At 41.5% G+C, this 24,109-nt stretch carries 23 protein-coding genes and 4 tRNA genes; 9 read left to right on the forward strand and 18 right to left on the reverse strand.

Going from position 1 to position 24,109, the window contains the following annotated elements; translation table 11 throughout:
- The first annotated feature begins 11 nt into the window (after positions 1 to 11).
- Together B9T33_RS06355 and B9T33_RS06360 are read left to right on the forward strand one after the other, a co-directional pair.
- Positions 12 to 827: an AraC family transcriptional regulator gene (locus tag B9T33_RS06355; RefSeq protein WP_086178122.1), complete on the forward strand. Its 816-nt coding sequence runs from the start codon at positions 12 to 14 to the stop codon at positions 825 to 827.
- Positions 828 to 914: 87 nt separating this feature from the next.
- A complete protein-coding gene (locus B9T33_RS06360) occupies positions 915 to 1,751 on the forward strand; it encodes a tetratricopeptide repeat protein (protein ID WP_086178123.1) in 837 nt (278 codons plus the stop codon).
- Positions 1,752 to 1,828: 77 nt separating this feature from the next.
- Here B9T33_RS06360 and B9T33_RS06365 read toward each other — a convergent pair whose 3' ends face one another.
- Both B9T33_RS06365 and B9T33_RS06370 read right to left on the reverse strand, forming a co-directional pair.
- Positions 1,829 to 2,470: a fumarylacetoacetate hydrolase family protein gene (locus B9T33_RS06365; protein ID WP_086178124.1), complete on the reverse strand. Its 642-nt coding sequence runs from the start codon at positions 2,468 to 2,470 to the stop codon at positions 1,829 to 1,831.
- Positions 2,471 to 2,503: 33 nt separating this feature from the next.
- A complete protein-coding gene (locus B9T33_RS06370; RefSeq protein ID WP_086178125.1) occupies positions 2,504 to 3,001 on the reverse strand; it encodes a YcxB family protein in 498 nt (165 codons plus the stop codon).
- A 199-nt stretch (positions 3,002 to 3,200) separates the two neighbouring features.
- On the opposite strand from B9T33_RS06370, the gene B9T33_RS06375 reads away from it, so the two are divergent.
- Positions 3,201 to 4,469, forward strand: coding sequence for an SRPBCC family protein (locus tag B9T33_RS06375; protein ID WP_416202586.1), 1,269 nt, complete (start codon positions 3,201 to 3,203; stop codon positions 4,467 to 4,469).
- A 93-nt stretch (positions 4,470 to 4,562) separates the two neighbouring features.
- Here the strand turns inward: B9T33_RS06375 and B9T33_RS06380 are convergent.
- From B9T33_RS06380 to B9T33_RS06395, 4 genes are all read right to left on the reverse strand, one after another.
- Positions 4,563 to 4,639 (reverse strand) — tRNA-Arg (locus B9T33_RS06380).
- Positions 4,640 to 5,071: 432 nt separating this feature from the next.
- Positions 5,072 to 5,148, reverse strand: a tRNA-Arg gene (locus B9T33_RS06385).
- Between the two features lie 46 nt (positions 5,149 to 5,194).
- A tRNA-Arg gene (locus B9T33_RS06390) sits at positions 5,195 to 5,271 on the reverse strand.
- A 15-nt stretch (positions 5,272 to 5,286) separates the two neighbouring features.
- Positions 5,287 to 5,376 (reverse strand) — tRNA-Ser (locus B9T33_RS06395).
- Between the two features lie 267 nt (positions 5,377 to 5,643).
- Between B9T33_RS06395 and rnr the strand changes: the two genes are divergently transcribed.
- From rnr to B9T33_RS06420, 5 genes are all read left to right on the forward strand, one after another.
- Positions 5,644 to 8,067, forward strand: a complete 2,424-nt coding sequence (gene rnr, locus B9T33_RS06400) for a ribonuclease R (protein WP_213033192.1) — start codon at positions 5,644 to 5,646, stop codon at positions 8,065 to 8,067.
- Positions 8,068 to 8,229: 162 nt separating this feature from the next.
- Positions 8,230 to 10,269: a M3 family metallopeptidase gene (locus tag B9T33_RS06405; RefSeq protein WP_086178308.1), complete on the forward strand. Its 2,040-nt coding sequence runs from the start codon at positions 8,230 to 8,232 to the stop codon at positions 10,267 to 10,269.
- A 40-nt stretch (positions 10,270 to 10,309) separates the two neighbouring features.
- On the forward strand, positions 10,310 to 10,519 hold the full coding sequence (locus B9T33_RS06410; protein ID WP_171263595.1) for a YheV family putative zinc ribbon protein: 210 nt from the start codon (positions 10,310 to 10,312) through the stop codon (positions 10,517 to 10,519).
- 16 nt (positions 10,520 to 10,535) lie between these two features.
- Positions 10,536 to 10,973 carry a hypothetical protein gene (locus tag B9T33_RS06415; protein ID WP_086178129.1) on the forward strand — a complete coding sequence of 146 codons (438 nt, stop codon included), beginning with the start codon at positions 10,536 to 10,538 and terminating at the stop codon, positions 10,971 to 10,973.
- 68 nt (positions 10,974 to 11,041) lie between these two features.
- Entirely contained in the window at positions 11,042 to 11,929 is an 888-nt protein-coding gene (locus tag B9T33_RS06420; protein WP_086178130.1) for a DMT family transporter, read from the forward strand.
- Positions 11,930 to 11,988: 59 nt separating this feature from the next.
- Here the strand turns inward: B9T33_RS06420 and B9T33_RS06425 are convergent, their stop codons facing one another.
- The 5 genes from B9T33_RS06425 to B9T33_RS06445 all read right to left on the reverse strand — a co-directional run bounded on the left by B9T33_RS06425 (position 11,989) and on the right by B9T33_RS06445 (position 17,214).
- Entirely contained in the window at positions 11,989 to 14,190 is a 2,202-nt protein-coding gene (locus B9T33_RS06425; RefSeq protein WP_086178131.1) for a TRAP transporter large permease subunit, read from the reverse strand.
- Between the two features lie 189 nt (positions 14,191 to 14,379).
- A complete protein-coding gene (gene rrtA / locus B9T33_RS06430) occupies positions 14,380 to 14,955 on the reverse strand; it encodes a rhombosortase (protein ID WP_086178132.1) in 576 nt (191 codons plus the stop codon).
- A gap of 65 nt (positions 14,956 to 15,020) precedes the next feature.
- On the reverse strand, positions 15,021 to 16,058 hold the full coding sequence (locus tag B9T33_RS06435) for a hypothetical protein (protein WP_086178133.1): 1,038 nt from the start codon (positions 16,056 to 16,058) through the stop codon (positions 15,021 to 15,023).
- A gap of 519 nt (positions 16,059 to 16,577) precedes the next feature.
- The gene (locus tag B9T33_RS06440; RefSeq protein ID WP_086178134.1) at positions 16,578 to 16,964 is read right to left on the reverse strand and encodes a hypothetical protein; all 387 of its coding nucleotides are present in this window, start codon (positions 16,962 to 16,964) and stop codon (positions 16,578 to 16,580) included.
- The gene (locus tag B9T33_RS06445) at positions 16,957 to 17,214 is read right to left on the reverse strand and encodes a succinate dehydrogenase assembly factor 2 (RefSeq protein ID WP_086178135.1); all 258 of its coding nucleotides are present in this window, start codon (positions 17,212 to 17,214) and stop codon (positions 16,957 to 16,959) included. Before B9T33_RS06445 ends, B9T33_RS06440 begins: the two co-directional genes overlap by 8 nt.
- A gap of 182 nt (positions 17,215 to 17,396) precedes the next feature.
- Here B9T33_RS06445 and B9T33_RS06455 point away from each other — a divergent pair, with 182 nt between their 5' ends.
- Positions 17,397 to 18,569, forward strand: a complete 1,173-nt coding sequence (locus B9T33_RS06455) for an acyl-CoA dehydrogenase family protein (RefSeq protein ID WP_086178137.1) — start codon at positions 17,397 to 17,399, stop codon at positions 18,567 to 18,569.
- 50 nt (positions 18,570 to 18,619) lie between these two features.
- Here the strand turns inward: B9T33_RS06455 and B9T33_RS06460 are convergent, their stop codons facing one another.
- The 7 genes from B9T33_RS06460 to rpsM all read right to left on the reverse strand — a co-directional run bounded on the left by B9T33_RS06460 (position 18,620) and on the right by rpsM (position 24,057).
- Positions 18,620 to 19,414 (reverse strand): alpha/beta fold hydrolase, encoded by a 795-nt coding sequence (locus tag B9T33_RS06460; RefSeq protein ID WP_228145792.1) that lies wholly within the window; start codon positions 19,412 to 19,414, stop codon positions 18,620 to 18,622.
- A 135-nt stretch (positions 19,415 to 19,549) separates the two neighbouring features.
- A complete protein-coding gene (locus tag B9T33_RS06465; RefSeq protein WP_086178139.1) occupies positions 19,550 to 21,040 on the reverse strand; it encodes a flavin-containing monooxygenase in 1,491 nt (496 codons plus the stop codon).
- Positions 21,041 to 21,246: 206 nt separating this feature from the next.
- Positions 21,247 to 21,612 carry a 50S ribosomal protein L17 gene (gene rplQ, locus B9T33_RS06470; protein WP_005012953.1) on the reverse strand — a complete coding sequence of 122 codons (366 nt, stop codon included), beginning with the start codon at positions 21,610 to 21,612 and terminating at the stop codon, positions 21,247 to 21,249.
- Positions 21,613 to 21,630: 18 nt separating this feature from the next.
- Positions 21,631 to 22,638, reverse strand: coding sequence for a DNA-directed RNA polymerase subunit alpha (locus B9T33_RS06475; RefSeq protein WP_004650465.1), 1,008 nt, complete (start codon positions 22,636 to 22,638; stop codon positions 21,631 to 21,633).
- 17 nt (positions 22,639 to 22,655) lie between these two features.
- Positions 22,656 to 23,282, reverse strand: a complete 627-nt coding sequence (gene rpsD, locus B9T33_RS06480; protein ID WP_067762897.1) for a 30S ribosomal protein S4 — start codon at positions 23,280 to 23,282, stop codon at positions 22,656 to 22,658.
- A 12-nt stretch (positions 23,283 to 23,294) separates the two neighbouring features.
- Positions 23,295 to 23,681, reverse strand: a complete 387-nt coding sequence (gene rpsK, locus B9T33_RS06485) for a 30S ribosomal protein S11 (protein WP_001040166.1) — start codon at positions 23,679 to 23,681, stop codon at positions 23,295 to 23,297.
- 19 nt (positions 23,682 to 23,700) lie between these two features.
- On the reverse strand, positions 23,701 to 24,057 hold the full coding sequence (rpsM, locus tag B9T33_RS06490) for a 30S ribosomal protein S13 (RefSeq protein ID WP_067762898.1): 357 nt from the start codon (positions 24,055 to 24,057) through the stop codon (positions 23,701 to 23,703).
- Positions 24,058 to 24,109: the final 52 nt, after the last annotated feature.

A 24,109-nucleotide genomic window follows, 5' to 3' on the forward strand; every position in this document is an offset into this window, starting at 1 on the left:
GCAATTTTTATATGCGCCATAAAAACCGTTCTGATCAAACAGCACTGAAACAGTTGCCGACCAATGATGTGATTCAAGCACCGCTTTGGATCAGTTTTCGTAACGACCCTGCTTTGTCGGTATATCCCTTACATGGACATGCGTGGGGGGAGTTTATCTATGCTTTTAATGGCGTAATGGAAGTCAATATTAATCAAGTGGATTATATTACACCGCCACCTTATGGCATTTGGTTGCCACCCAATTTGGAGCATAGTGGCTTAAACCGCACGGCTGTTTCACATGGAACCTTATATGTGCATGAATCGCTATGTCATCACTTGCCAACACAGCCAGGGATTTTACTTAGCTCATCCTTAGTCGCAGCGCTTTTCAGCCATCTAAGACAACTGCATGAACACACACAGATTGCAGAACAGTCGCCTGAATATCAGCGATTGTTGCAGGTGATTTTAGATCAGTTACAGCAAGCGAAATTGGTCAGCAGCTATTTACCGCATTCGGAGCACCCTGCTCTCAAGCAGCTATTGGATTATTTGCATCAACATCCTGCCGATCAAAGTCCTTTGGCTGAGCTTGCACAGCAAATCAATATGACCGAACGCACCTTGGCACGTTACTGTCAAAAAGAACTCGGCATGTCACTGCACGAGTGGCGACAGCGTTTAAAAGTCACCAAAGCCATGTCCATGCTACAAAGCGGTGAAAAAATTGAAAGTATTGCGCTCGAACTGGGTTATGCCAATGCTTCTGCATTTATTAATATGTTTAAAAAATGGATGCTCTGTACTCCAGACCAATTTCGAAAAATGGGGCTAAATGGCTAAATTAATGAATTTTTTTGAGCTATAGGGTGATTGACGAAGATGTAAAAACTTATATGATCAAATCAAATATTTAGAATCATAAATACAATGCAGCGAAATTATAAAAATTCAATTTTAAGCCTCTGTCTCTGCATCGTTTTTCTGACTGGTTGCAGTTCCAAAGAAGAGCGCGAATTTAAAGCGACTTTAAAAACCGCAGAATCTGGCGATGTCATGGCGCAAATGAAAGTCGGCGACTTATACCTTGAAGGTACAGGCACGGAAAAAAATTTAGAACAAAGCCTATATTGGTATAAGCAAGCTGCCTTACAAGGTAATGCAAATGCTTTTCAACAATTAAGACAGCTTGCATTAGCTGGAAACCATAACGCAGATGTATTTCTGTCTGATTTACTAGATAATGGCAATACCTTGCTAGCCAATTGGATTTATCAACAAGCATTAGCAAGTGATTCCCAAGCTCAATATGCTTTAGCCTGGATGTACGATATGGGAATAGGCAGGATTGAAGATCCATATTTAGCCATGAAATGGTATAAAAAATCAGCAGAGCAACATAATGTACTAGCAGAGTATATCTATAAAGAACGTTTAAAACGTGGCACAGTGATGCCTCATCATAAATACCCAAATACCATTTACGGCGGAGTAAAACCTTACCCTAACTTTTCTAGCAAAATTGAGAATGCTTATCTATACCATATAAATAGCAGGGCTGTAAAAACACCGCGTACATGGAATATTTCTGGCGACTATATCAGTAACAAACATTTGATTAAAAAAGATAAAACCCTATATTTAACGCCTGATGAATATGACGATATGTTTGGTAAAGCATCTGACAGCAATTCTGCCCGTCAAACCAATACAAGAGAGCATGTCAATATTCATCAAGCTGGTACTGATTCTGCATCTTTGCACTAATAGTATTAACTTTTAAATTTATTGCATTAAAAAGACCACCTTTCGGCAGTCTTTTAAAATCTTAAATGAGCTTGTTCTTACTTCACAAAGGTCGTCCACACATAGTCCTGTTTTTTGCCTTTGAGCGTCATTTTTAATTGTTCGCCAGTTTGTAATGCAGCGACACCCGCTGGTGTTCCTGTCATCACTACATCACCTGCTTCTAAGCTAAATGCTTGGCTGATATCTGCCAATAAATAGCCAATATCAAAAATCAAATGCGAGGTATCACCTGCTTGGCGTAGCTCATCATTCACATGCAGTGTGTAATGGACATCATTCCAATCGATCACCACCTCATCAACAGACACCCAGTCTGCCAATATGCATGATCCGTCATATGCTTTTGAACGTTCCCACGGCTGACCTTTTTTCTTCAGCGCATCCTGCTGATCACGTAAGGTTAAATCCAAACCTAAAGTCACAGCACCGACTGCTTCAAGCGCTTTGATGGGATCAGTTTCACCTTTTAAAGGTCGGTCAATACGCAGACTGAGTTCGCATTCATAATGACAACTGCCAAGTGCCATATTCCATGAAATGCCTTCATCTAGCGCAGTGAGCGAACTCGGTGGCTTGATAAACAATACAGGGCTATCCGGTATTGCATTACCCAATTCTCGGGCATGATCGGCATAGCTACGGCCTACGCAAACAATTTTAGATGGACGTGATTGCATACTACTCCCTCGTATGAATGGACGACTTTAAGCTTAATGTTTAAAGGTATTTTCAAAAATGCTTTGATCTGCCGTATTTTTGAAGGCACTTTTAGGCACAATGATCACTGTTTTGCTTTTTAACTCGATCATATAGGTCAATTTACCTTCAGCAAAATTCGCGACTTCTGCATAATTAAAGGTATTTTTACGACCATTGGCATAAATTTCTGCATAGTCTTGAAACAGTTCAATGCCTTGCTCACTTTTACCCAATTGATATTTAACGAATTGGCGTTTAAACATCATCGGTAAAAACCAGTAGCGCATTAAACCTTGTAGCAATAAGAAGAAAATACCCAAGCCAACATAATATGCACCAGCACCACTGAGACCTAAATAAAAGCCCCAAATGATAATCCCGATGCTAATCGCAGGGGTTAAAAAGCGAGTAAATTGCTTTTTGCCAAAGGTTGCCAGTGCAAAACCATCCTGTGATTCTTCAAGATTTAAAAAATAGCGCAGCGATAATGCAGGTAGAGTCTCAGACATAAGCTTATGAAAAATTAAAAAAGGATTGCGCTAAATACTACACCACAATGCAATCCTGCTTCACGCTTTTTAGCACCCGCTTGTAACACTTCCAAACTTCCCTTTATTTTAAAAATACGTTAAAACACTGCAAACCAAAAATATTGCATACGCAGGATGTGACATGCAGATAAAAAAAATAATCTTGGTGCTGATGTGCATGAGCGGACTCTATGCATCACCCAGTTGGGCACGACTAATTCAATGGCAACCTCAAATCCCCAGTGCTTTAGATGCTTTTCAGGGTAACCCCAAAGCACTTGCAGACTTAACTGGCGATCAAATTATTATTTTTGCTCACCCGACGCAAAATATAAATTTGCCAACCATGAAATACGGTCAAAAAATTGCGGGTAAATATTATAGTGCTGCAGTGGTCGTACCAACGCAAAGTAAAAACGTCTCAAGACTCCTCAGCAATTATTCCAACTATGCAGGCTTATTTCCCACCTTAAAGTCAGCAGAGGTATTAGAACAAAATGGTGCGGTGAGCCAAGTGAAATATAACATTCACATTCCCACCCCAATTCCAGTATTAAATTTCAAAGAAAATGTCGTGATGCAGCATCAAATACAGGGCAATAGCATCACCAGTTTAGTGATTGATGCACCTGTACCCTATGGCGTTGGAAAATTAGAATGGTTTGAATTAAGTCCCAATCAAACCCTGATCACAGTAACGCAGTGGGGTGACCTGAATCATCCTAAAGGTTTTTTATTCAGTAAAATTTTAAACGCATTACCAGATGCCAAACTGGGAATTCCTGCGGGTACCAATGGGTTTTTAATAGAATCCTTACAGCGTCGTTTTAAAACCTTCAGTAGCGAAACATTAGACCATGGCCAATTGCCAGACCTCAAGCTGAGTGCGAATCAAATTGAAAAAATTATCCTGCTCAGTAAAACCACCAAAGAGCCTGTGTCTTATATTGTCACGGCACAGCGTGTCCCTTTTGGACAAAATCATGAGTTGATGCGTTTTAGTACCAGCTATCAGTACTACCCTCATAGCCCGTCCAACCTGCAAAATTGGATAAATGCCGCTTCATTTCAAAGTTTATTTCCAAAACAAGTGAAGGAAGTGCAAGTTCAAAAGCTCAATCAGCATTTACTCGATGCGAATTACAAAATTTCAGTTGGGCTAGGAGTCATTAGTATTCCTTTCGACTTCAAAATGCGCTTTGACTATCCTGACCTACTGCAAAATCAATACACCGCGACAGGTGGAGATCTAAAATTTGTCCGTGGTTCAATGCATATACGCCCTTTACAGCAGGGTTCACTGCTGCAATTGACCAGCGCAGTGAAAATACACGATAAAGCACCATTCTTATTACGCGCCATGCGCAGTATGCCCTATCACGATATACTGCCAGCACTCGGTGCTAACACCGTATTAGCCTTAAAAATTAAAGAAAAATTGAGTTAAATAAACTGAATAAAGATTTAATTTATTGTTTTTAACTATATTTTGGACACAAAAAAACCGCAACATGTGCGGTTTTCTCAATCTTGATCAAGTTGGTGCGCTCAGAGAGATTCGAACTCCCGACCCCTTAGTTCGTAGCCAAGTGCTCTATCCAGCTGAGCTATGAGCGCGACGTCTTGATGAGGCTCATTATACGTGATTATTATTTTTTGTTAAGCGTTTATTTGTATAAATCAGACTGAGTGTCTAGTATTTAGACATATCTTTGTAATTCGTTGAATTGTTCGGCAGATTTAAAATTTCCATCACTATTCAGTCTATAAAATTCACGACAACAACGTCATTAATTCACGCTTTGTCCGTTTTCACCGTGATGTTTAAATTCTGCTTGAAATATTTACTCAGCGTAGATTCTAAATCCTACAGTTTTTAATTTTTTCTTAAGCCGTTGGTTTAGGCATAAAAACCAAGGCGCAATGGGTGATTCAATAATAACCAAGACCAATGATCAGGTGAGCAAAACACTTTCCGTGAAGCAGGTCAATCAGTCTATAAATTACAGGCACAAAAAAACCGCAACATGTGCGGTAATTTGTTCAAGTTGGTGCGCTCAGAGAGATTCGAACTCCCGACCCCTTAGTTCGTAGCCAAGTGCTCTATCCAGCTGAGCTATGAGCGCGTAACTTGTGTCGTCTTAAAAGACTACGTTTTTCAGATTTACTTATTGGTGCGCTCAGAGAGATTCGAACTCCCGACCCCTTAGTTCGTAGCCAAGTGCTCTATCCAGCTGAGCTATGAGCGCGACATAAGTAAATCGTGGCGGTGAGAGAGGGATTCGAACCCTCGATACAGTTGCCCGTATGCATCCTTAGCAGGGATGTGGTTTCAGCCACTCACCCATCTCACCGTAACGTGCCGCCATAATACAAAGATCAGGGTACTACTGCAAGCGCAGTCTTTATATTTTTTTCATTTTTTTGCTCAATTAGATATTTTTTAAACGATTTCTCAAATTTCTTCGGATAAATCGCGCATTTCAGGCTATCCCATTCAGACTTTTACTGCATAAACATCGTAAAATATCGACTTAAAACACTTTATTGCAATCAATTGCGTGCAGTATCTGCGTGCATGACTTATGCTAATCCTAATCTTCTGATTTGAAGCCAAATACATTATGAAAAACTGGGTCGATCCTGAAGCGAAAGCTGAAGCCGAACGTTATGAAAATCCAATTCCGAGTCGTACTCTGATCCAGGAGACGATTGAACAACTCAAAACTCCCCTATCGCATGCCGATTTTGTGGAGCATTTTGAAATTGCCGATCAAAAAAGTATTGATGCGCTGAGTCATCGTCTGATTGCGATGGTTCGTGATGGTCAGTTGATGAAAGATGGCTTTAAGTTCCAGCTTGCAACTGAACAACCCACTCATGAAGCAACGGTTTACATCAACTCGAAAGGTTTGGGTACAGCCAACATTAGCGGTGAAGATGACTTATTACTGCCTGAACGTGAACTTCGTCAGGTGTTTAATGGTGACCGTGTCAAAGTCCGTCAAACGTCAGTAGACCGTAAAGGTAAAGCTTGGGGCTTTGTGACAGAGGTGCTTCAGCACCGTGTGAAAGAAATTATTGGTAAAGTTTCAGAATATGAAGGTGAATACTTTATTCAGCCTGCCAATCCGAATGCCCATCAGCCGATTACTTTAGAAAAAGAGCTGATTGAACACGCCAAAGTTAAATTGGGTGATTCAGTTCGTGTAGCAATTGATGACTATCCAACCAAAGATGAATTTGCAACGGGTCATATCGTTCAATCAATGGCAGATAAAGCCGATACCGAAATCATTATTCCACAAACGATTTTGGAATTTGGTTTACCCTACGAATTCCCTGAAGCTGTACTAAAAGAAGCAGACAGTTTTAAAGAGCCATCCGAACAAGACCGTGAAGGCCGTGTTGATTTACGTGATTTAGCTTTAGTCACCATTGATGGTGAAGATGCCCGTGACTTTGATGATGCAGTTTATGCTGAAAAACGTCCCGGTGGTGGTTATCGCGTCGTCGTGGCGATTGCTGATGTGAGTCATTATGTACGTCCGGGTAAGCCGCTGGATGATGAAGCACAAGAACGCGGGACTTCTGTGTATTTCCCACACTTCGTTTTGCCGATGCTGCCTGAAGCACTTTCCAATGGTTTGTGTTCATTGAACCCACATCTTGACCGTTTATGTATGGTCTGTGATTTGAATTTGTCTCGCGCGGGCCGTGTGACCAAGTTTGAATTTTATCCGGGTGTTATGCACTCTAAAGCACGCTTGACCTATACCCAAGTGGCTGAATATTTCGATGGAAATAGTCAGGCGATTCCTGAAGATCGCGATGTGCGTAAATCAGTGAATACCCTGTTCCAGTTGTATCAAGTGCTCAAAGGCTTACGTGCTGAACGTCATGCAATGGAATTTGAAACCGTTGAAACTTACATGACTTTTGACGAACTTGGCGGTATTAATGAAATCCTGCCACGCAACCGAAATGATGCGCATAAGTTGATTGAAGAATGTATGTTATTGGCAAACGTTGCGGCGGCTGAATATGCATTAAAAAATGAAATTCCTATGCTCTACCGTGTGCATGAGCCACCAGAGTTTTCACGTATTCAAAAAGTTCGTGATTTCGTTAAATTATTGGGCTTACCATTCCCAGAACAGCCAACTCAGGCCGACTATCAAGCGGTCATTGATGCAACCAAAGACCGTATTGATGCACCAAGTATTCATGCCGTGTTATTGCGTTCAATGATGCAAGCTTATTATGGTGCCAATAACGCAGGTCACTTTGGTTTGGCCTATGAAGCGTATACACACTTTACCTCGCCAATTCGTCGCTACCCTGACTTATTGTTGCACCGTGCCATCAAAGCACAGTTAAAGAAAAAACCGTATCCAATTTCTGGTGCATCTTTAGATGATGCGGGTGAACACTTCTCTGCCACTGAACGTCGTGCTGATGAAGCATCACGTTCTGTTACCACATGGTTGAAATGTCACTATATGCAGCAGCATTTGGGTGAAGAATTTGTCGGTACAATTAGTGCAACGGCTGAGTTCGGCTTATTCGTGACACTTAAAGATTTGTATGTCGATGGCATGATTCATGTCAGCCAGTTAGGTGATGATTTCTTTGTCTATGACCAACCAAGCCAAAGCCTCATTGGTCAATCACGTGGTCAAGTCTTTAGCTTAGGCGATGAAGTTAAAATTAAGGTTGCAGGTGTCAATTTAGAAGAACGCAAAATCGACTTCGAATTGATCCAACAACTGAGTCATGCTGGTCGTGCTATTCGCAGCCGTGCCCCACGTGTGGCTAAAACTGGTGCTAAAGAAGAAGTTTTTGCAGAGCGCAACAAAGCCACTGCCAGCGAAGATGGAGAACAGCCCATACGACGCAAAAAAGGCAAAGCGAAGCCCAGTTCTTTCAGCAAAAAGCCTGCTAAAAAATCTGCAAGCAAATCTGAAGCAAAGGCTAAAGATAAAGTGAAGAAAAAATCTAAACCGAAAAAGAAAAAATCCAATGCTAAATCAGCTGCGGATTAAGGTTTAAATCAAGAGCGCTTCGGCGCTCTTTTTTTCAACTTTATAAATACAGGTACTACAGAATATCTAGAAATAAAACAATTAAAAATTACTGAGCCTTGATTTCCCCAATACAAAGCCTTACTTCTATAGTTAACACAGAATATTGATGCAGTAAAAATGATGACTTTAGAAAAGGCAACGCTTCCCGTTCCACAGTTTGATCAAATCACCTTGGACCAACTCAAAGAAAAAATTCAAACTGCGATTCAGCAAGGGCAACAGTTTTTGAATGAGCTGACAGAAGTTCCAGACTCAATTCAACAGCAGCTCAATATACTCGAACAGGTTGATACCCTCGAAAATAGTATGAGTGAAGCATGGGGTGTACTGTCACATTTAAATGCAGTAATGAACAATGCAGAAACCCGTGAACTGTATCAATCCCTATTGCCGAGTTTAAGCGAATACTACACTCAACTTGGGCAACACACTGCGCTGTATCAAACCTATCAACATGTCTATGACAACAGCTTGTTGAGCACACTCCCTGCCGCACAGCAAAGTGCGATTAAATTGGCCTTACGTGATTTTAAACTTTCGGGTGTTGCTTTAGAGGGCGAAGCCAAAAAACGCTATGCTGAAATTTCTGCTCGCCTTTCACAGCTTTCTTCAGATTTTTCCAATCATGTGCTGGATGCGACCCAAGCCTATTTCAAACCCTTAACTGAGGCTCAGCTTAAAGGTTTACCACAAGGCAGTATTGATCTGCTTAAACAGTATGGTCAACAACGCGAATTAGATCAGGCCGTGGCAACGCTAGATTTTCCATCTTACATCGCCATTATGACTTATGCAGAAGATCGTGATGTTCGTGAGGCGCTGTATACAGCCTATACCACTCGTGCTTCAGACCAATCCGATCTGACTGAATTTGACAATACCGCAGTCATGGAAGAAATTCTAAAACTTCGTCAGGAAATGGCAAGTTTACTTGGCTTCAACAACTATGCCGAATTGTCATTGGCCAGCAAAATGGCACCCAATGTTGAAACCGTTGATCAGTTCCTGATTGAACTCGCAGAACATGCTCGTGCACCTGCGGAAAAAGAAATTGCAGAACTCAAGGCCATTGCAGCACTTGATGGGGTGAACGAATTAAAACCTTGGGACACCACCTTTTATTCAGAAAAACTCAAAGTTCAGCAATTCAATTTATCGCAAGAAGACCTGAAACCCTATTTCCCTGCACCCAAAATTATTCAAGGCTTATTTAGCATTGTAAATCGCCTCTATGGCATTCAAATCGTAGAACGCGAAGCACCCCTTTGGCATCCAGATGCGCATTATTTTGAACTGGAAGATCAAGGCACAGTCATTGGCGGTTTCTATTTCGACCTTTATGCACGCAGTGGTAAGCGTGGCGGTGCATGGATGAGTGGATTCCGTTCACGCATGCAAACCAGCCATGGCTTACAAAAACCAATTTGCTATATGGTGTGTAACTTTACACCACCTGTAGGCGATCAACCTGCACTGCTCACCCATGACGAAGTGACCACGTTGTTCCATGAATTTGGACATGGTCTACATCATATGCTGACTGAAGTGGATAATATTGCTGTCGCAGGCACACATGGTGTGGCTTGGGATGCAGTCGAGCTACCGAGTCAATTTATGGAGTTCTGGACATGGGATAAGGAAAGTTTAGATTTACTGAGTGAGCATACTGAATCAAAACAAAGCTTACCCGCTGAACTACTCAAAGCATTACAAGATGCACGCTTCTTCCAATCAGGTATGCAAACCTTACGTCAAATTGAATTTGCTATGTTTGACTTAAATATCCATAAAGCCAATCCCGCTTTAGATGCTGCGGGTATTCAGCATACCCTCGATGACATTCGTCAAAAATATGCAGTTGCACCAACCACCAGCGACAACCGATTCCAACATGGATTCAGTCATATTTTCGCAGGCGGCTATGCTGCTGGTTATTATTCATACAAATGGGCGGAAGTTTTAGCCAGTGATGCCTTCGATCGTTTCGAAAATGAAGGGATTTTTAATACCGCGACTGGCAAGTCGTTTAGACAATTTATTCTAGCAGTTGGCGGAAAAGATACAGCACTTGATGCATTTATCAATTTCCGTGGACGCGAGCCAAAAATAGATGCTTTGCTTCGTCATCAGGGTTGGACGAACGCATCTAAAAACGCTTAAACTAAGGGCCTTAGTTAGATTCAAGGTAAGTATGATGACCATTAAACGACGATTCATTGCAGGCGCAAAATGTCCTAAATGCCAGGCCATGGATCGGGTTGTCATGCTGACCTCTGGTGACGACGAATGGATTGAATGCATTGATTGTGGCTACAGTGAAAATCGACCAACTCATGTCGATCAACCTGAACAGCCTGCTGTGCCAGACGATGTCGGTGTTATTCAATTTAAGCCACGCCAGCCTAAATAAAAATTAAGGTCAAATAATGACAGTAGATCAAAGAAATAATCCCAAACTTTTAGTGGGAATCATTGGGGGCTTAACTGTATTGATCGCAGTATTTCTTGCGTATCAATGGTTGAGTAGTAGCGCTGAAACAAATACCGAACATCAGGAAGAACTGGCTGCCGCTCCGGCAAAACCTGCTGTAGCAACACCTGTTAGCACTGAATTAGAAAGCTCTGCCCCTGCTATGGAAACTGAAACTATAAAACTGGTTGAAGATGATCTGTTGGATGCACCTGTCCCTGAAAATGCCTCTTTAGCCAAAGAGGAAATAGCCAAGTTGGATGATATTCAACAGCAATTGAATGAGCAAGAAACCTCATTGAAACAGCAACATGGCGATGCTGATAAACTTATCAACCTGAAAGAAGAACAGATTAAATTGCTCGAAGCTCAATTGGCTCAGCAAGGCAAATAAGCCGTAGCTTTATCACATCTTGAGATTATTTAGGCTAGAATATCATCGGATCTTCTGGCCTTTATTTTATGTCTTCAACCACTACAACACATAACATTCCTAAAGCCATTGGCTTATTGATGCTCTCTGCCCTGCTGTTTTCGATCATGGGTGTTTGCATTCGCTATGCATCCCATACTGTCGACAATCCCACCATCGTCTTTTTTCGAAATGTCGTCGGACTCTTTATTTTTTTGCCCTTTATCTTCAAAAAAGGCACTGCGTTTTTTAAAACCGAAAAAATCTGGATGCATACATGGCGTTCTGTGGTTGGACTCATTGCCATGTATGGCTTCTTCTATGCCATTGCCCATCTAAAATTATCCAATGCCATGGTATTTACCTACTCTTCGCCCATTTTTATTCCACTGATTGCTTGGTTATTTTTAAAAGAAAAAATGACGCCAAGTATGCTGATTGCAGCAGTGGTCGGTTTATTTGGGGTCTTATTTGTCGCGAAACCTGATGCAGGTATGTTTAACCAACTCTCCCTCATTGGACTCACCGCGAGCTTTTTAGCTGCGATGGCATTTGTGACTGTTCGTGCACTGACATCGACTGAGCCACCTGAGCGTATTGTTTTTTATTTCTGCTTTTTTGGCGCACTCATTTCCATGGTTCCGATGTTTTGGCTTTGGCGCCCCTACGCCCTGCAAGAACTTGCCTTTTTAATCAGTGCGGGACTGTTGGCCAACATCAGTCAAATTTTCATGTCCAATGCCTATAAACTCGCACCAGCCGGACAGATTGGTCCAGTCAATTATGTTGCGATTATTTTCGCTGGTATTTGGGGTTTTCTACTTTGGCATGAAACACCAGACGCTTATAGCTTAGTTGGTTTTATCTTTATTTTTATTGCCATTTTGCTCTGTAGCCCACTCCTTCAAAATAAATTTAAAAGAGAAAAGAGCGAATAAATAATCCGTTTCATGTGTCCATAAAAAAGCACCCGAAGGTGCTTTTTTACTTTCAGAGATTACTGATACCAGCCAAACAATTTCAGTATGTATGGGGCATAAGTCACGATCACCAGTGCTGGGAACAACACCAAGATTGGCAGAATCCAGCGTTCATAACGATAGTAGAAGTTTGTGTATTTCTCTTTTGCTTCCGCGTCTGCTGCCCGCACTTCTTCATCCCCGACGGATAGCCGTGTCAGTAAGTGGTTCAAGGCAACTGGAGGTGATACATAACCTAATTCAAATGCCACCAAGACAATCATCCAGAAGTGAATTGGGTGAATACCATTTTCATACGCCACTGGTGCGATGGTTGCCGCCACGAGGATCACTGCACCAAATGGATCTGTGGTCATACCAATAATCGCCAATAACAATGCGATAAAGGCCAATGAAATATAGATATTGCCTAGATGTGTCGGTAACAATTCAACGATTTCTGTACGTTCAATCAGACCGCCGACACTTGCAGATAGCGCCATCAAAATAATTAACGCACCGATATGACCAACAGTTTCTGACGAAGCAAACCAAATTGAACTACCAAAACCACGACGGTTGGCACCATGCCCACCATGACTCCGCATAAACTCTGAACTTTGCTCATGTTGAATTGAAAGCTGTTCATGCGCATCAACGGCTTGCGGACTAAAGCGATCTGCAAACCAACGGTCAAACATGATGTAAACAATCAGGATGATCGGTAACACCACCGGTGCGGTGAACTCATCCATTTGTGTATCTAAACCATATTTATAGAATGCGATGACCAATAAAGTCAGCACGATATATGGAATCACTGGAATAAACGCTTTCAACATTCCCGGTACAGCAACTTTTGGCGATGCCACACGGAAGCGTGTTTCTGCAAGGAATAATGAAATCCCTAAGAACAAAAATGCCGTTAACCAGAAAACATAAATACCATGGTCAAACAGCTCATCCGACGTCACATGACGACTGTCGAGCATTGAAATCAAGATAATCAATAGACATGGGCGAATCACCACACCTAAGGAACCTGACATTGCAGATACAGCGAGTGCAAATTGACGACGAGAACCTGAGTTCCAGACCTCTTTATAAATAATCGCACCCGCAGCCACAACAAAAATACCCGAAGCACCGGTATACGCTGTTGGAATCGCAGCAGCAATTAGAATGAGCCAAGTCAAAGTTTCAGGTGCTAAATTCCAAGGACGTAAAATACCCAAGAACAAATCCATGACACGAGTTTGGGTCAACAACATACCGGCCCAAATAAACAGTGCAAGATTTAAGAAAATCCCTGAGAACTCAACCAATTGTCCGAGGTAAATCCCCTGACCCATTGGATAATCCATAAAGAAGGTAAATGCGACACCTGTGATAATTGCCATGAAGGCATACAGTGGCACACTGAGTAAAGCCAGACCGATATTACCTGAACCCGGTTCTTTGGCAGCAGGTGGCTTAAAGAATTGATAGATACTGATCAACATCACACAGCCAAACAGTGCCAACCATAACCAATATACGGCTAAGGTTTCTGTGGTCGATTTCACCCCAGAATTCAAGACCGAGTTAAATTGACTATATACAGAGAATGTCAGTAAGCCATTACCAATCGCCATGAATAGCGCATAGACTTTATAGTCTAAACGCGTCGTGGGTGCACGCAAACCAATATGGTGGAATTTAACTGAAGCTGTAATTGCTGATACCAAGACCATTAACAATAAAATAAGCACACGGTTTTCAGAACCAAACTTAAAGATTCCGAAGAATGTGGTTTCAATGGTTCGATATGTGCGAATACTTGGATGTTCATCTAAGTATTTTTTGGCTTTATCATAAAATAGATATTTTTCTTCACACTGCTGCACTCCTGCCATCACAGAAGTACGTACATCTGACTCCGATGCCGTACCAAAAATATCGGCAAATTCATCAGCAGCATTGGCTTTCATTTGAGTTTGAACCAGCGCATCCACATCTGGATGACGGTCACAATCTGGCTGGGTCGGTTCTACACGTAAAAATGAATACTGCATCCCAATACTTTCATTGCCATACAAACGCTCACCTGTACGTAGAAGCTGACCATGGATCATTTCCCCTGTACCGATAATCAATGTAAGCAGAAGCAAGATCAACACGACTAGAGTCGAAATCCATTCTGTCCAGACATAACTTAACAGACCAACAATACCTGATCTGTTGCGTTCATCATTTTGCATGAGTCTTCCTATTTTTTATTTTCGAATGCTGGCTAAACACAAGCATCCTGTCCTTTCTGGTTCGAGAACGTCCTTCCTCTTACCACACTGTTTTATTATTACGTTTAAATTTGCATGAATCTGGCCAAAATAAAAATGACAATATGTATTTTCTTTTCTGTTTTTTTTGTCAACCCAATCACAAATCACTCATTCTCGATCAAAGACATAACATCCCACGACATAGAAAACCGCAATCACAATTCCCCAAATCACGCCAAGTAAATGCGCTTCGACCAATACAGGACTCCCAATTAGTTCTGCTGTTCCTGTACTACCTACGGTATTTTCCCATACTAATTTTGCTAAAATTAAAAACAGAACTAAGGCAGCAAAATTACGCTCTCGCTTATACATAAGATGTACACAAGCTACAGTGACGTATGCGCCATGCAACACCCCTGATAGACCGGCATAGGCTTCAATATCTGGTAGGAAAAAGTAAAAACTGAGGCTAATTAGGGGTGAAAGAATAAGTAGAATTGCAGTGAAATGCCAAACGGCAGCACGTGGAAAAATAAACGGTAAGCAGATAAATGCCAACATATTGAGCGCAAAATGAATCCATCCCACGTGCACCCAATGTGCTGTCCAAAGCCGCCAAAATTCACCAAATAAATCTTCACGCCAATAAATAAAACTATCTTTAAAGACTTGAAGACAGGCGCAAAGAGAGACAAAAACCGCTAAAAAAACAATTTTTTTCATCAAAAACTGATTTTTCATTTTGCTCTCCTTACTAAAACACTTGATGAAGTTGAAGGGCTTGGACTATTTATCTGACTATAGTTTTATTCGCCTTCAAATAGATCATCTAATTCTGAACTATTGGCATTTTCATCCCAGAAATGCGCCATACCATCATCCCCTGTACGCACACCTGTATGCTCTGTCCAGTAACGATCAGAAATCCCCTTAACCATACTTTCTGCCATACTATCAATCAGTTTGAACTGTGGATTGACGGGTTTCTCATCGGTACGTGCTTGTGCAAAGGTACGCAGTGCATCTCGGATCTTGGCATCATCGCCACTCGCTTGCGCCGCTACTGCATATAAAGCATGAGATAAACGTACACCTTTTTGCTCACCAATTTGAGTCGATTGTTTCAGGGTTTGATAAGGATCAGGCTTACCGTCACCAGCACCCGGTAATAAGGTCCAAATGACTGCGCGAGTCGCATTTGGCGCGCCCCAGAATTTTTCGTTATTCAGACAAACCATGCCACGTTCCACAATCGCAGCAATATCTTTCGGCACATTGACTGCACCACCTGAGTTAATATCGTTGGTCATGGCTTGCAAACCACTGAGCATGCCTAGCATATAAACAGTTTGATCAATGTCACTGCTCATTTTTGGACAGCCTTCACCTAACTCTTTTTTATATTTCTTCTCATAGCGATCTTGGAATAATTGATAACCCGTATATTGGCGCTGCGCCGCTAAAGCAGCCCAACGCTTTTGTTCAATGCGCGCATCCTGTGCTTCAGTGACTTGGTTTAATTTTGAAGCACGTAAATAACGTAATTCAGCATCTAATGCTTTTTGCTCTGCACAAATCCCAGCAGCTGAATACATTAAGACTGCAACACGTGTTGGGTCTGCGCCCATATCTTTGGTCGCCATAATGGCTGGTGTCAGAGAGGTCCCTGAATTACAGACCATTTCGGCATCTTCCATTGCCAAAATTGGCGGAACAATATGCTTTTCCGTAAATCCGAGTGCTACATTTGCACCTGTTTTTACAACCTGCGAACAACCCGCAAATAATGTACTTGTTATTGCTACAACTGCCACACCCTGGCATATTTTTTGGACGCTCGACATTTTCCTGTCCTCTATAATTTTGTTTATGTCCATCACGACAAACATATCAGAAGCAAAAATTGAATTAAAGAGTATTTGCTCTAATTTAAGAGTCACACTGTGCCACGATTCAATCGCCATGCAATTGACTGATTTTTCTTAAAGACTAAATTTTGGGCAAAAAAAAGTAGCATAGCGACGGTTCGGCACATGCTACTTATTAACTGTGAAAGCAAAAAATTGCTTATTTGTGTGATATCTGTTCCTTCAGCACTGTTCCGAGTCGTCCTACAACAATTGCAAGTACAATTGCTATTACCAGAAACATCCAGGTTGGCATCGTCATGATGATTTCCTCAATACGCTGTGGGTAAAGCTAATATATAGGGATAAAAAACATCACACCAAAAAAATTGTCCGACAATTTAAATATTTTGCCAATAAATTATAAAATTGTCGGACAATAGAATATATGCATATACACAATATACTGAAATTAAAAGATTTAAATAAATAAAATAAATATGAGCTGTCTGACAATTAGATCATTTTTGCCAATACTTTAAGTGATTTCCACTGTTTCAAAGACAACTGATCGCGCCAAATGATCACAGGTTTGGCACGTGCATGCATGAAATACACCACGATATACAATTGATGATCAAAAATATGGCTGATTTGGACACGTTGTACGGGTTGGTGCAGACGGTGTAGGCTCCAGTCCTGTCCATCTAAATATTCCAAGCTCGATACATGCAATACTCTGCGGAAAAATAATAGATAAACAACGAGACCTAAGCCAAAGAAGATTCCCCAAATCATGGGTGAAACGACTTGATACAACAAGGTCATGAGGACTGCAAAAATAAAAAACTGAAACGCATGTGACATAACACTACGTTTCAGTTTGAATTGACGATTATCCATGTACGTAAAATTTTAATTTTTGAATAAATGTCTTTAATTCAGAACGAGGTGGTTCACTCACTTCCATAAACCAATCCAGTAAATCTGGGTCTTCTGCTGCAACCAGTTCAGCAAACATGTCTTTTTCAGCTGCATCGGCTTGTAAATAATGATTTTTAACATAGGGATCAAAATATACATCGATCTCTTTTAAACCACGGCGCGCGCGATAAATTACTTTACGCTCTTCTAAGCTGATGTCGTCAGTCATTGTATTCCCCAATCTTTGAACCGCTATAGTTTACCTTATCCTGCCATCCTTCGTGAAAAGTTTTAACAGCATTGACCAAATCCTTCAGTAATCTTTCAGCTTTTGAATATTCTGCACATTGCAGCCTAAGAATGATTCTTATACTTTGATTCAAAGTTATAAAAAATATAGGAAATTCAAACATGCAATCTGGAGCGATTCGCCCACTCAATAATATGCTTCCACGTCATTTGTTTAATGCAGAACATGATGCTTTTCGGGAAACTGTACGAAAATTTTATGAAAAAGAAGTCGTGCCTAATATTGAAAAATATGAATCACAACAACATGTAGACCGAGACTTATGGAATAAAGCAGGGGCAATGGGACTGCTCTGCCCAACCATGCCTGAAGCCTATGGGGGCTATGGCGTCGACCGACTATACAGCATGATACTAATTGAGGAACAGGCCTATGCAATGGACTCTTCCACTGGCTTTTCTTTACATTCCGACATCGTCGCAAACTACATCAATAATTTTGGCAATGAAGCGCAAAAACAATATTGGTTGCCTAAAATGGCCTCTGGAGAAGCAGTGACTGCCATTGCCATGACTGAACCGGGGACTGGCTCAGATTTGCAAGCTGTACGTACTTCTGCGGTGAGTGATGGTGATGACTACATCATTAACGGCTCAAAGATTTTTATTACCAATGGCTACCTGTGTGACATGGCCATTGTGGTCTGTAAGACCGGCAATAGTGACAAAGGTTCTGCCAATTTATCATTAATTATGGTTGAGGCTGATCGTGCAGGTTTTAGTAAAGGCAAACCCTTGAATAAAATTGGCATGAAGGGTCAAGATACTTGCGAATTGTTCTTTGATAACGTCCGTGTACCCAAATCCAATTTACTTGGGATGGAAGGTATGGGCTTTATGATGTTGATGAAAGAACTGGCTTGGGAAAGGATGCTCGTCGCAATCATTTGCCAAGCGGGTGCAGAAGCTGCTTTTGCCCATACTGTTCAATACACCAAAGATCGTAAAGCCTTCGGTAAAAGCATATCGAATTTCCAAAATACCCGCTTTAAACTGGCTGAATTACGCACAGAAATTGATTTTTGTCGGGTCTATCTTGATCGCTGTATGGAACTGCAACTTTCTGAACAATTAGGGATTGACGCAGCAGCTGCTGCAAAATACAAAATTTCAGAGATGTTCTCAAAAGTTGTCGATGAATGCTTACAACTGCATGGTGGTTATGGCTATATGTTGGAATATCCGATTGCACGCGCTTATATTGATAACCGTGCCAACCGTATATATGCTGGAACCAATGAAATTATGAAAGAGCTCATCTCCCGCTCTTTATAACCTAAAAAAATAAAGCCCATCCGAAGATGGGCTTTTTATACACACTATCTTTATTTCAAGTCCTGCACAAAGTCAGCAATTAAAGCCGATACTAATTCAGGCTGTTCTTTATGCGGCATATGATGCAATCCTTCTAAGATTTGTAACTCAGCCTGCCCATGAACGCTTTGAAATATTTTCTGCGGTTGTGCACTCGTTGCATATTCATCTAAGGCTCCATGAATGACTAAACTTGGACAATTAACCCCACCCACATGTTCAGATAAATTCCAATCACGAAATTCAGGAGATAGCCATGTTTCCGTCCATGCATTAAGTACCCACTGTGCCTTATCACCATGATAGCGTGCCAAACGTTCAATTTGTCCAGCCTGCTCAAAGCCAACCTTAGCCTCACGGATGCCCGCTAAAGTGAGTTCTTCCACTTCATATTGTGCAGCAATGGTAATTAAGCCAACACATTGTTCAGGGTAAGCGGCAGCAATCACAACCGACATCCCGCCACCAACACTGTGCCCCATAATAATAAAGTGATGGAGATTAAAATGTTCCAAGACTGCTTTAAATATCTGACGTGCTTCGGTTTGCACAAAATCAATTTTTAATGTGTCTGGATGGGCACTGGATTGCCCAAAACCCAAACGATCATATGCATAGATACTCCGCCCCGTAGCAGCTGCTAATTGTTGTGGAAAATCACGCCATAAATCCACACTCCCCAGCGAGTCATGCATGAGTATGATCGGTGCCAAATCTGGATTTATTTTTTCAGGTTGCCATGTCTTGACATAAACCTTTAGACCTTGCATCTCTATAAACGTACTATTTCCCTGAATATTGTCCACAGTATTCCTTCAGTTTAAATGATTCTTAAGGAATATCATCTAATAGATGAAGCATGAAATAAAGTACCGAAGACTAGACGCCATGTTCACAAAAAAAGGGAGCAACTCAGCTCCCTTATTCCACTTACCGAAAAATTAAGACACTAATCGTGGCTTAACCAATGGCTGGTCTGACTTTTTTTCAAATTTTAAAACACTATCCTCAAATGACGCATGTTTAAGTTCTTTACGATCAGCCAAATAGTTGTTGCTCACTTTCCATGGTGCATGTTTACCTTGTTTCGGCATCACATCAGCGGCACGCGCGATATAACCCGAAGTTAAACTTCCCATCACCGTGTCATCCATCAATTCTGTTGCATCGCCTTGTGGAATCACTTGGTTATAACCTTGGCTATCCATATAGTTGAGTAACTTACAAATATATTCAGAAGCAATATCAACTTTCAACGTCCACGACGCATTGATATAGCCAATAATCATTGCCATGTTTGGTACATCACTGACCATCACACCACGGTAGAGCATGTGTTTAGATGTATTCAACGGCTCGCCATCAATCGTCGCCTGAATACCACCCAAAATTTGAATATTCAAACCAGTCGCTGACACAATAATATCCGCATCTAAATGCTTACTCGATTTAAGTTGAATACCTGTTGCAGTGAATTTGTCAATTTGATCTGTTTCAACCGAAGCACGGCCTTCACGTAAAATTTTAAATAAATCGCCATCTGGTACCACACATAAACGTTGATCCCATGGATTGTAGTCTGGTGTAAAGTGTTTCATATCCACTTTACCTTTCAGCTGCATTTCAATCGACTTCAATAAGAACTTACGTAAAAGTTTGGGTTGCTTTTGCGCAACTGCATATACCGCACGTTGCACACCAATATTACGTGCACGTGTTAATTTATAGGCGAGATCTTCAGGCAGCACTTTACGCATCTTGTCATAAATCATATCAACAGATGGAATAGACGCAATGTAGGTTGGTGAGCGTTGCAGCATGGTCACATGAGCAGCTCCACCCTTTGCCATCGCAGGAACCAATGTAATCGCGGTCGCACCACTGCCAATAATGACGACTTTTTTTCCTGCATAATTGAAGTTTTCAGGCCAATGCTGTGGATGGATGAATGTGCCTTTAAAATCTGATTGATTCTGAAACTCAGGTTGGAAGCCCAGATCATAATTGTAGTAACCCGTACAACCAAAGACAAAATTAGCGATCCATGTTTGCTGTTTCTTATGAGCATCTTCAATGACAACCGACCATTTACGTGTGTCTGAATCATAATTTGCGCTGAGTACACGATGTTGGAAGTGAATTTTTTGCTTTAAATTAAATTCCTCGATCACTTCTGATAAATAGCCTTTAATTGAAGAACCATCGGCAAGAACACTGGCCTTTTTCCAAGGTTTAAAATTAAAACCAAACGTCGACATATCTGAGTCAGATCGAATACCCGGATATTTAAAGAGATCCCAAGTACCACCAAAACTTTCACGACGCTCAATAATCTCAAACGAGCGATTTGGGCATTGTTTAGATAAATGTGCAGCTAAACCTACACCCGAGATACCAGCACCGACGATTAGAATATCAACCTGCTTTTCCATTTTGTTCTTTTAACCTGCATTTAATTTATATTTATTAAAACATATTTTTGACAATGAGTAATGTCAAGTTTGTGCAAAAAGATGTGATTTTTTTGTCTTTTAAGGACAATAAAAATTATTGTCTAACAATTTATTAGATACAGGCAATAAAAAAGACCGGTTAAAAACCGGTCTTTTTTGAACAACGTATGCTGCTCTACACGAAATTAGTTAACTTCGCGATCTACTAGCTCAACGTAAGCCATCGGTGCAGCATCACCTGCACGGAAGCCCGCTTTAAGAACACGTAGATAGCCGCCGTTACGTTCTTTGTAACGAGGGCCAAGAACTGTAAATAATTTACCTACAGTTGCAGCTGAACGAGTACGAGCAAACGCTAAACGACGGTTTGCTACAGAATCGACTTTAGCTAAAGTGATTAAAGGCTCAGCAACACGACGTAACTCTTTTGCTTTAGGAACAGTAGTTTTAATTAACTCATGTTCGAACAAAGAATTCGCCATGTTTTGGAACATCGCTTTACGATGACTGCTTGTACGGCCTAATTTCACACCACTATTACGATGACGCATGGTGATAGTCCTACTTAATTAACGGCTACGATAAGCGAAGCGATCGTCCATGCGGAGGCTAGCCGGTGGCCAGTTCTCTAAACGCATGCCCAATTGCAAGCCTTTCGATGCCAGAACATCTTTAATCTCAGTCAACGATTTTTTACCTAAGTTAGGAGTTTTTAACAACTCAACTTCAGTACGTTGAACAAGATCACCGATGTAGTAAATATTTTCTGCTTTCAAACAGTTAGCAGAACGAACAGTAAGCTCTAGATCATCTACTGGACGAAGCAAAATCGGATCAACTTCTTCACGAGGCTCTTGAGCAACAGGTGCTTGATCTTTCTGAAGATCAACAAAGATTGCAATTTGTTGTTGCAAGATTGTTGCCGCTTTGCGGATTGCTTCTTCAGGATCGACAGTACCGTTGGTTTCAAGATCAATGATCAATTTATCAAGGTCAGTACGTTGTTCTACACGAGCGTTTTCCACTGTGTAAGACACACGTTTGATCGGGCTATAAGAAGCATCTAATTGTAAACGACCCACTGGGCGAGTTTCGCCTTCTGGGAAACGTGAATCAGAAGTTTCATAGCCACGGCCTTGAGAAACTTTCAGGCGCATTTTTAATGAGCCTGAAGCACTTAAAGTACCGATCAAGTGTTCAGGGTTAACCACTTCAACATTGTGTGGTAAACGAAGGTCAGCGGCTGTAACGTCACCAGGACCTTGTTTTTCCAATGTCAGATAAGCTTCATTTTGATCGAACAGCTTAATAGACAATCCTTTCAGGTTCAGCAAGAGCTCGACGATGTCCTGCTGCAAGCCTTCCAAAGTACTGTACTCGTGCTCGACACCTTCAATCTCTACTTCAACCACGGCAGCGCCAGGTAAAGAAGACAAAAGGATACGACGTAAAGCATTACCAAGAGTATGACCAAAGCCACGCTCTAATGGTTCTAGAATAACTTTTGCCGAGGTCCCGCTTGCCGCTTCGACCTTAATCGCTTGCGGAGTTAGAAACTCATTTGCAGTACGCGTCATTATTGCTACCTCAAGGATTATTTAGAATACAATTCTACAATCAAGCTTTCGTTGATTTCAGCAGGTAAATCAGAACGATCTGGTGCAGCTTTAAACGTACCTTCCAATTTAGAATGATCAATTTCAATCCAAGCTGGAATGCCACGTTGAGTCGCTAACTCAACTGCGTTTTTAATACGCAATTGTTGTTTAGCACCTTCGTGAACTGCAATCACGTCACCCGCTTTAACTTGGATAGACGCGATGTTAACACGACGACCATTTAAAGTGATTGAACGGTGAGATACAAGCTGACGAGCTTCTGCACGTGTAGAACCAAAACCCATGCGATAAACAACGTTATCTAGACGGCTTTCAAGAAGTTTCAACAAGTTTTCACCTGTTGCGCCTTTAACACGAGCAGCTTCTTTATAGTAATTACTAAATTGACGTTCTAAAACACCGTACATACGACGTACTTTTTGTTTTTCACGTAATTGTAGTGAGTACTCAGATTGTTTGCTACCACGAGCCCCGCCATGTTGGCCAGGAGCTTTAGCATGTTTTTTTGTCTTAACATCAAACGGTTTAACGCCTGATTTAAGTTGCAGGTCTGTCCCTTCGCGGCGAGAGAGTTTGCATTTTGGACCAATATAACGAGCCATGAATGTTTCTCCTTACACGCGACGTTTTTTAGGTGGACGGCAACCGTTGTGAGGGATTGGAGTCACATCGGTAATGCTATTAATTTTATAACCCACTGCACCTAAAGCACGGACCGCAGATTCACGACCTGGACCAGGACCTTTAACAAGGACGTCCAAGTTTTTCAAACCGTAATCTAAAGCAGCTTTACCAGCAACTTCAGCAGCTACCTGAGCAGCAAACGGTGTTGATTTACGTGATCCACGGAAGCCTTGTCCACCTGAAGTGGCCCAAGCCAGTGCATTACCTTGACGATCGGTAATAGTCACAATGGTGTTATTAAAAGAAGCGTGAATGTGTGCAACACCTTCAGAGACGGTACGAGTGACCTTCTTGCGTGTGCGAGTATCTTTAGCCATCTTTTAGCTTCCAGAAATCTTATTTCTTAATCGGTTTGCGCGGACCTTTACGGGTACGTGCGTTAGTTTTGGTGCGTTGACCACGGACAGGCAAGCTGCGACGATGACGAAGACCGCGGTAGCAGCCTAAATCCATTAAACGTTTAATGTTCATGGAAATTTCGCGACGTAAATCACCTTCGGTTGGAACCTTAGTAATTTCTGCACGAATCGCATCAAGCTGAGCGTCATCTAGTTCACGGATCTTAGTAGTTGGTGCAATACCTACAGCAGCTAAAATAGCTTTTGCAGTGTGGCGACCAATACCAAAGATATACGTTAGAGAGATAACAGCATGCTTGTTATCCGGAATGTTTACACCGGCAATACGAGCCATTCAATTTTCTCCAAAAAGGCAGTTAAGATAATCAACCGCCCGACAAAATCTT

The sequence above is a fragment of the Acinetobacter sp. ANC 5054 genome (genome assembly GCF_002135295.1).
Classification (GTDB): domain Bacteria; phylum Pseudomonadota; class Gammaproteobacteria; order Pseudomonadales; family Moraxellaceae; genus Acinetobacter.

What these genes read in the sequence shown, in the direction of transcription:
- B9T33_RS06405 (WP_086178308.1), top strand. Translation starts at nt 8,230, where the DNA reads ATGACTTTAGAAAAGGCAACGCTTCCCGTTCCACAGTTTGATCAAATC.
- B9T33_RS06465 (WP_086178139.1), bottom strand. Translation starts at nt 21,040, where the DNA reads ATGGAAAAGCAGGTTGATATTCTAATCGTCGGTGCTGGTATCTCGGGT.
- B9T33_RS06455 (WP_086178137.1), top strand. Translation starts at nt 17,397, where the DNA reads ATGCAATCTGGAGCGATTCGCCCACTCAATAATATGCTTCCACGTCAT.
- B9T33_RS06375 (WP_416202586.1), top strand. Translation starts at nt 3,201, where the DNA reads ATGAGCGGACTCTATGCATCACCCAGTTGGGCACGACTAATTCAATGG.
- B9T33_RS06435 (WP_086178133.1), bottom strand. Translation starts at nt 16,058, where the DNA reads ATGTCGAGCGTCCAAAAAATATGCCAGGGTGTGGCAGTTGTAGCAATA.
- B9T33_RS06365 (WP_086178124.1), bottom strand. Translation starts at nt 2,470, where the DNA reads ATGCAATCACGTCCATCTAAAATTGTTTGCGTAGGCCGTAGCTATGCC.
- B9T33_RS06425 (WP_086178131.1), bottom strand. Translation starts at nt 14,190, where the DNA reads ATGCAAAATGATGAACGCAACAGATCAGGTATTGTTGGTCTGTTAAGT.
- B9T33_RS06370 (WP_086178125.1), bottom strand. Translation starts at nt 3,001, where the DNA reads ATGTCTGAGACTCTACCTGCATTATCGCTGCGCTATTTTTTAAATCTT.
- rpsM (WP_067762898.1), bottom strand. Translation starts at nt 24,057, where the DNA reads ATGGCTCGTATTGCCGGTGTAAACATTCCGGATAACAAGCATGCTGTT.
- B9T33_RS06360 (WP_086178123.1), top strand. Translation starts at nt 915, where the DNA reads ATGCAGCGAAATTATAAAAATTCAATTTTAAGCCTCTGTCTCTGCATC.
- rplQ (WP_005012953.1), bottom strand. Translation starts at nt 21,612, where the DNA reads ATGCGTCATCGTAATAGTGGTGTGAAATTAGGCCGTACAAGCAGTCAT.
- rpsD (WP_067762897.1), bottom strand. Translation starts at nt 23,282, where the DNA reads ATGGCTCGTTATATTGGTCCAAAATGCAAACTCTCTCGCCGCGAAGGG.
- B9T33_RS06415 (WP_086178129.1), top strand. Translation starts at nt 10,536, where the DNA reads ATGACAGTAGATCAAAGAAATAATCCCAAACTTTTAGTGGGAATCATT.
- B9T33_RS06475 (WP_004650465.1), bottom strand. Translation starts at nt 22,638, where the DNA reads ATGACGCGTACTGCAAATGAGTTTCTAACTCCGCAAGCGATTAAGGTC.
- rrtA (WP_086178132.1), bottom strand. Translation starts at nt 14,955, where the DNA reads ATGAAAAATCAGTTTTTGATGAAAAAAATTGTTTTTTTAGCGGTTTTT.
- B9T33_RS06440 (WP_086178134.1), bottom strand. Translation starts at nt 16,964, where the DNA reads ATGGATAATCGTCAATTCAAACTGAAACGTAGTGTTATGTCACATGCG.
- rpsK (WP_001040166.1), bottom strand. Translation starts at nt 23,681, where the DNA reads ATGGCTAAAGATACTCGCACACGCAAGAAGGTCACTCGTACCGTCTCT.
- B9T33_RS06420 (WP_086178130.1), top strand. Translation starts at nt 11,042, where the DNA reads ATGTCTTCAACCACTACAACACATAACATTCCTAAAGCCATTGGCTTA.
- B9T33_RS06445 (WP_086178135.1), bottom strand. Translation starts at nt 17,214, where the DNA reads ATGACTGACGACATCAGCTTAGAAGAGCGTAAAGTAATTTATCGCGCG.
- B9T33_RS06355 (WP_086178122.1), top strand. Translation starts at nt 12, where the DNA reads ATGCGCCATAAAAACCGTTCTGATCAAACAGCACTGAAACAGTTGCCG.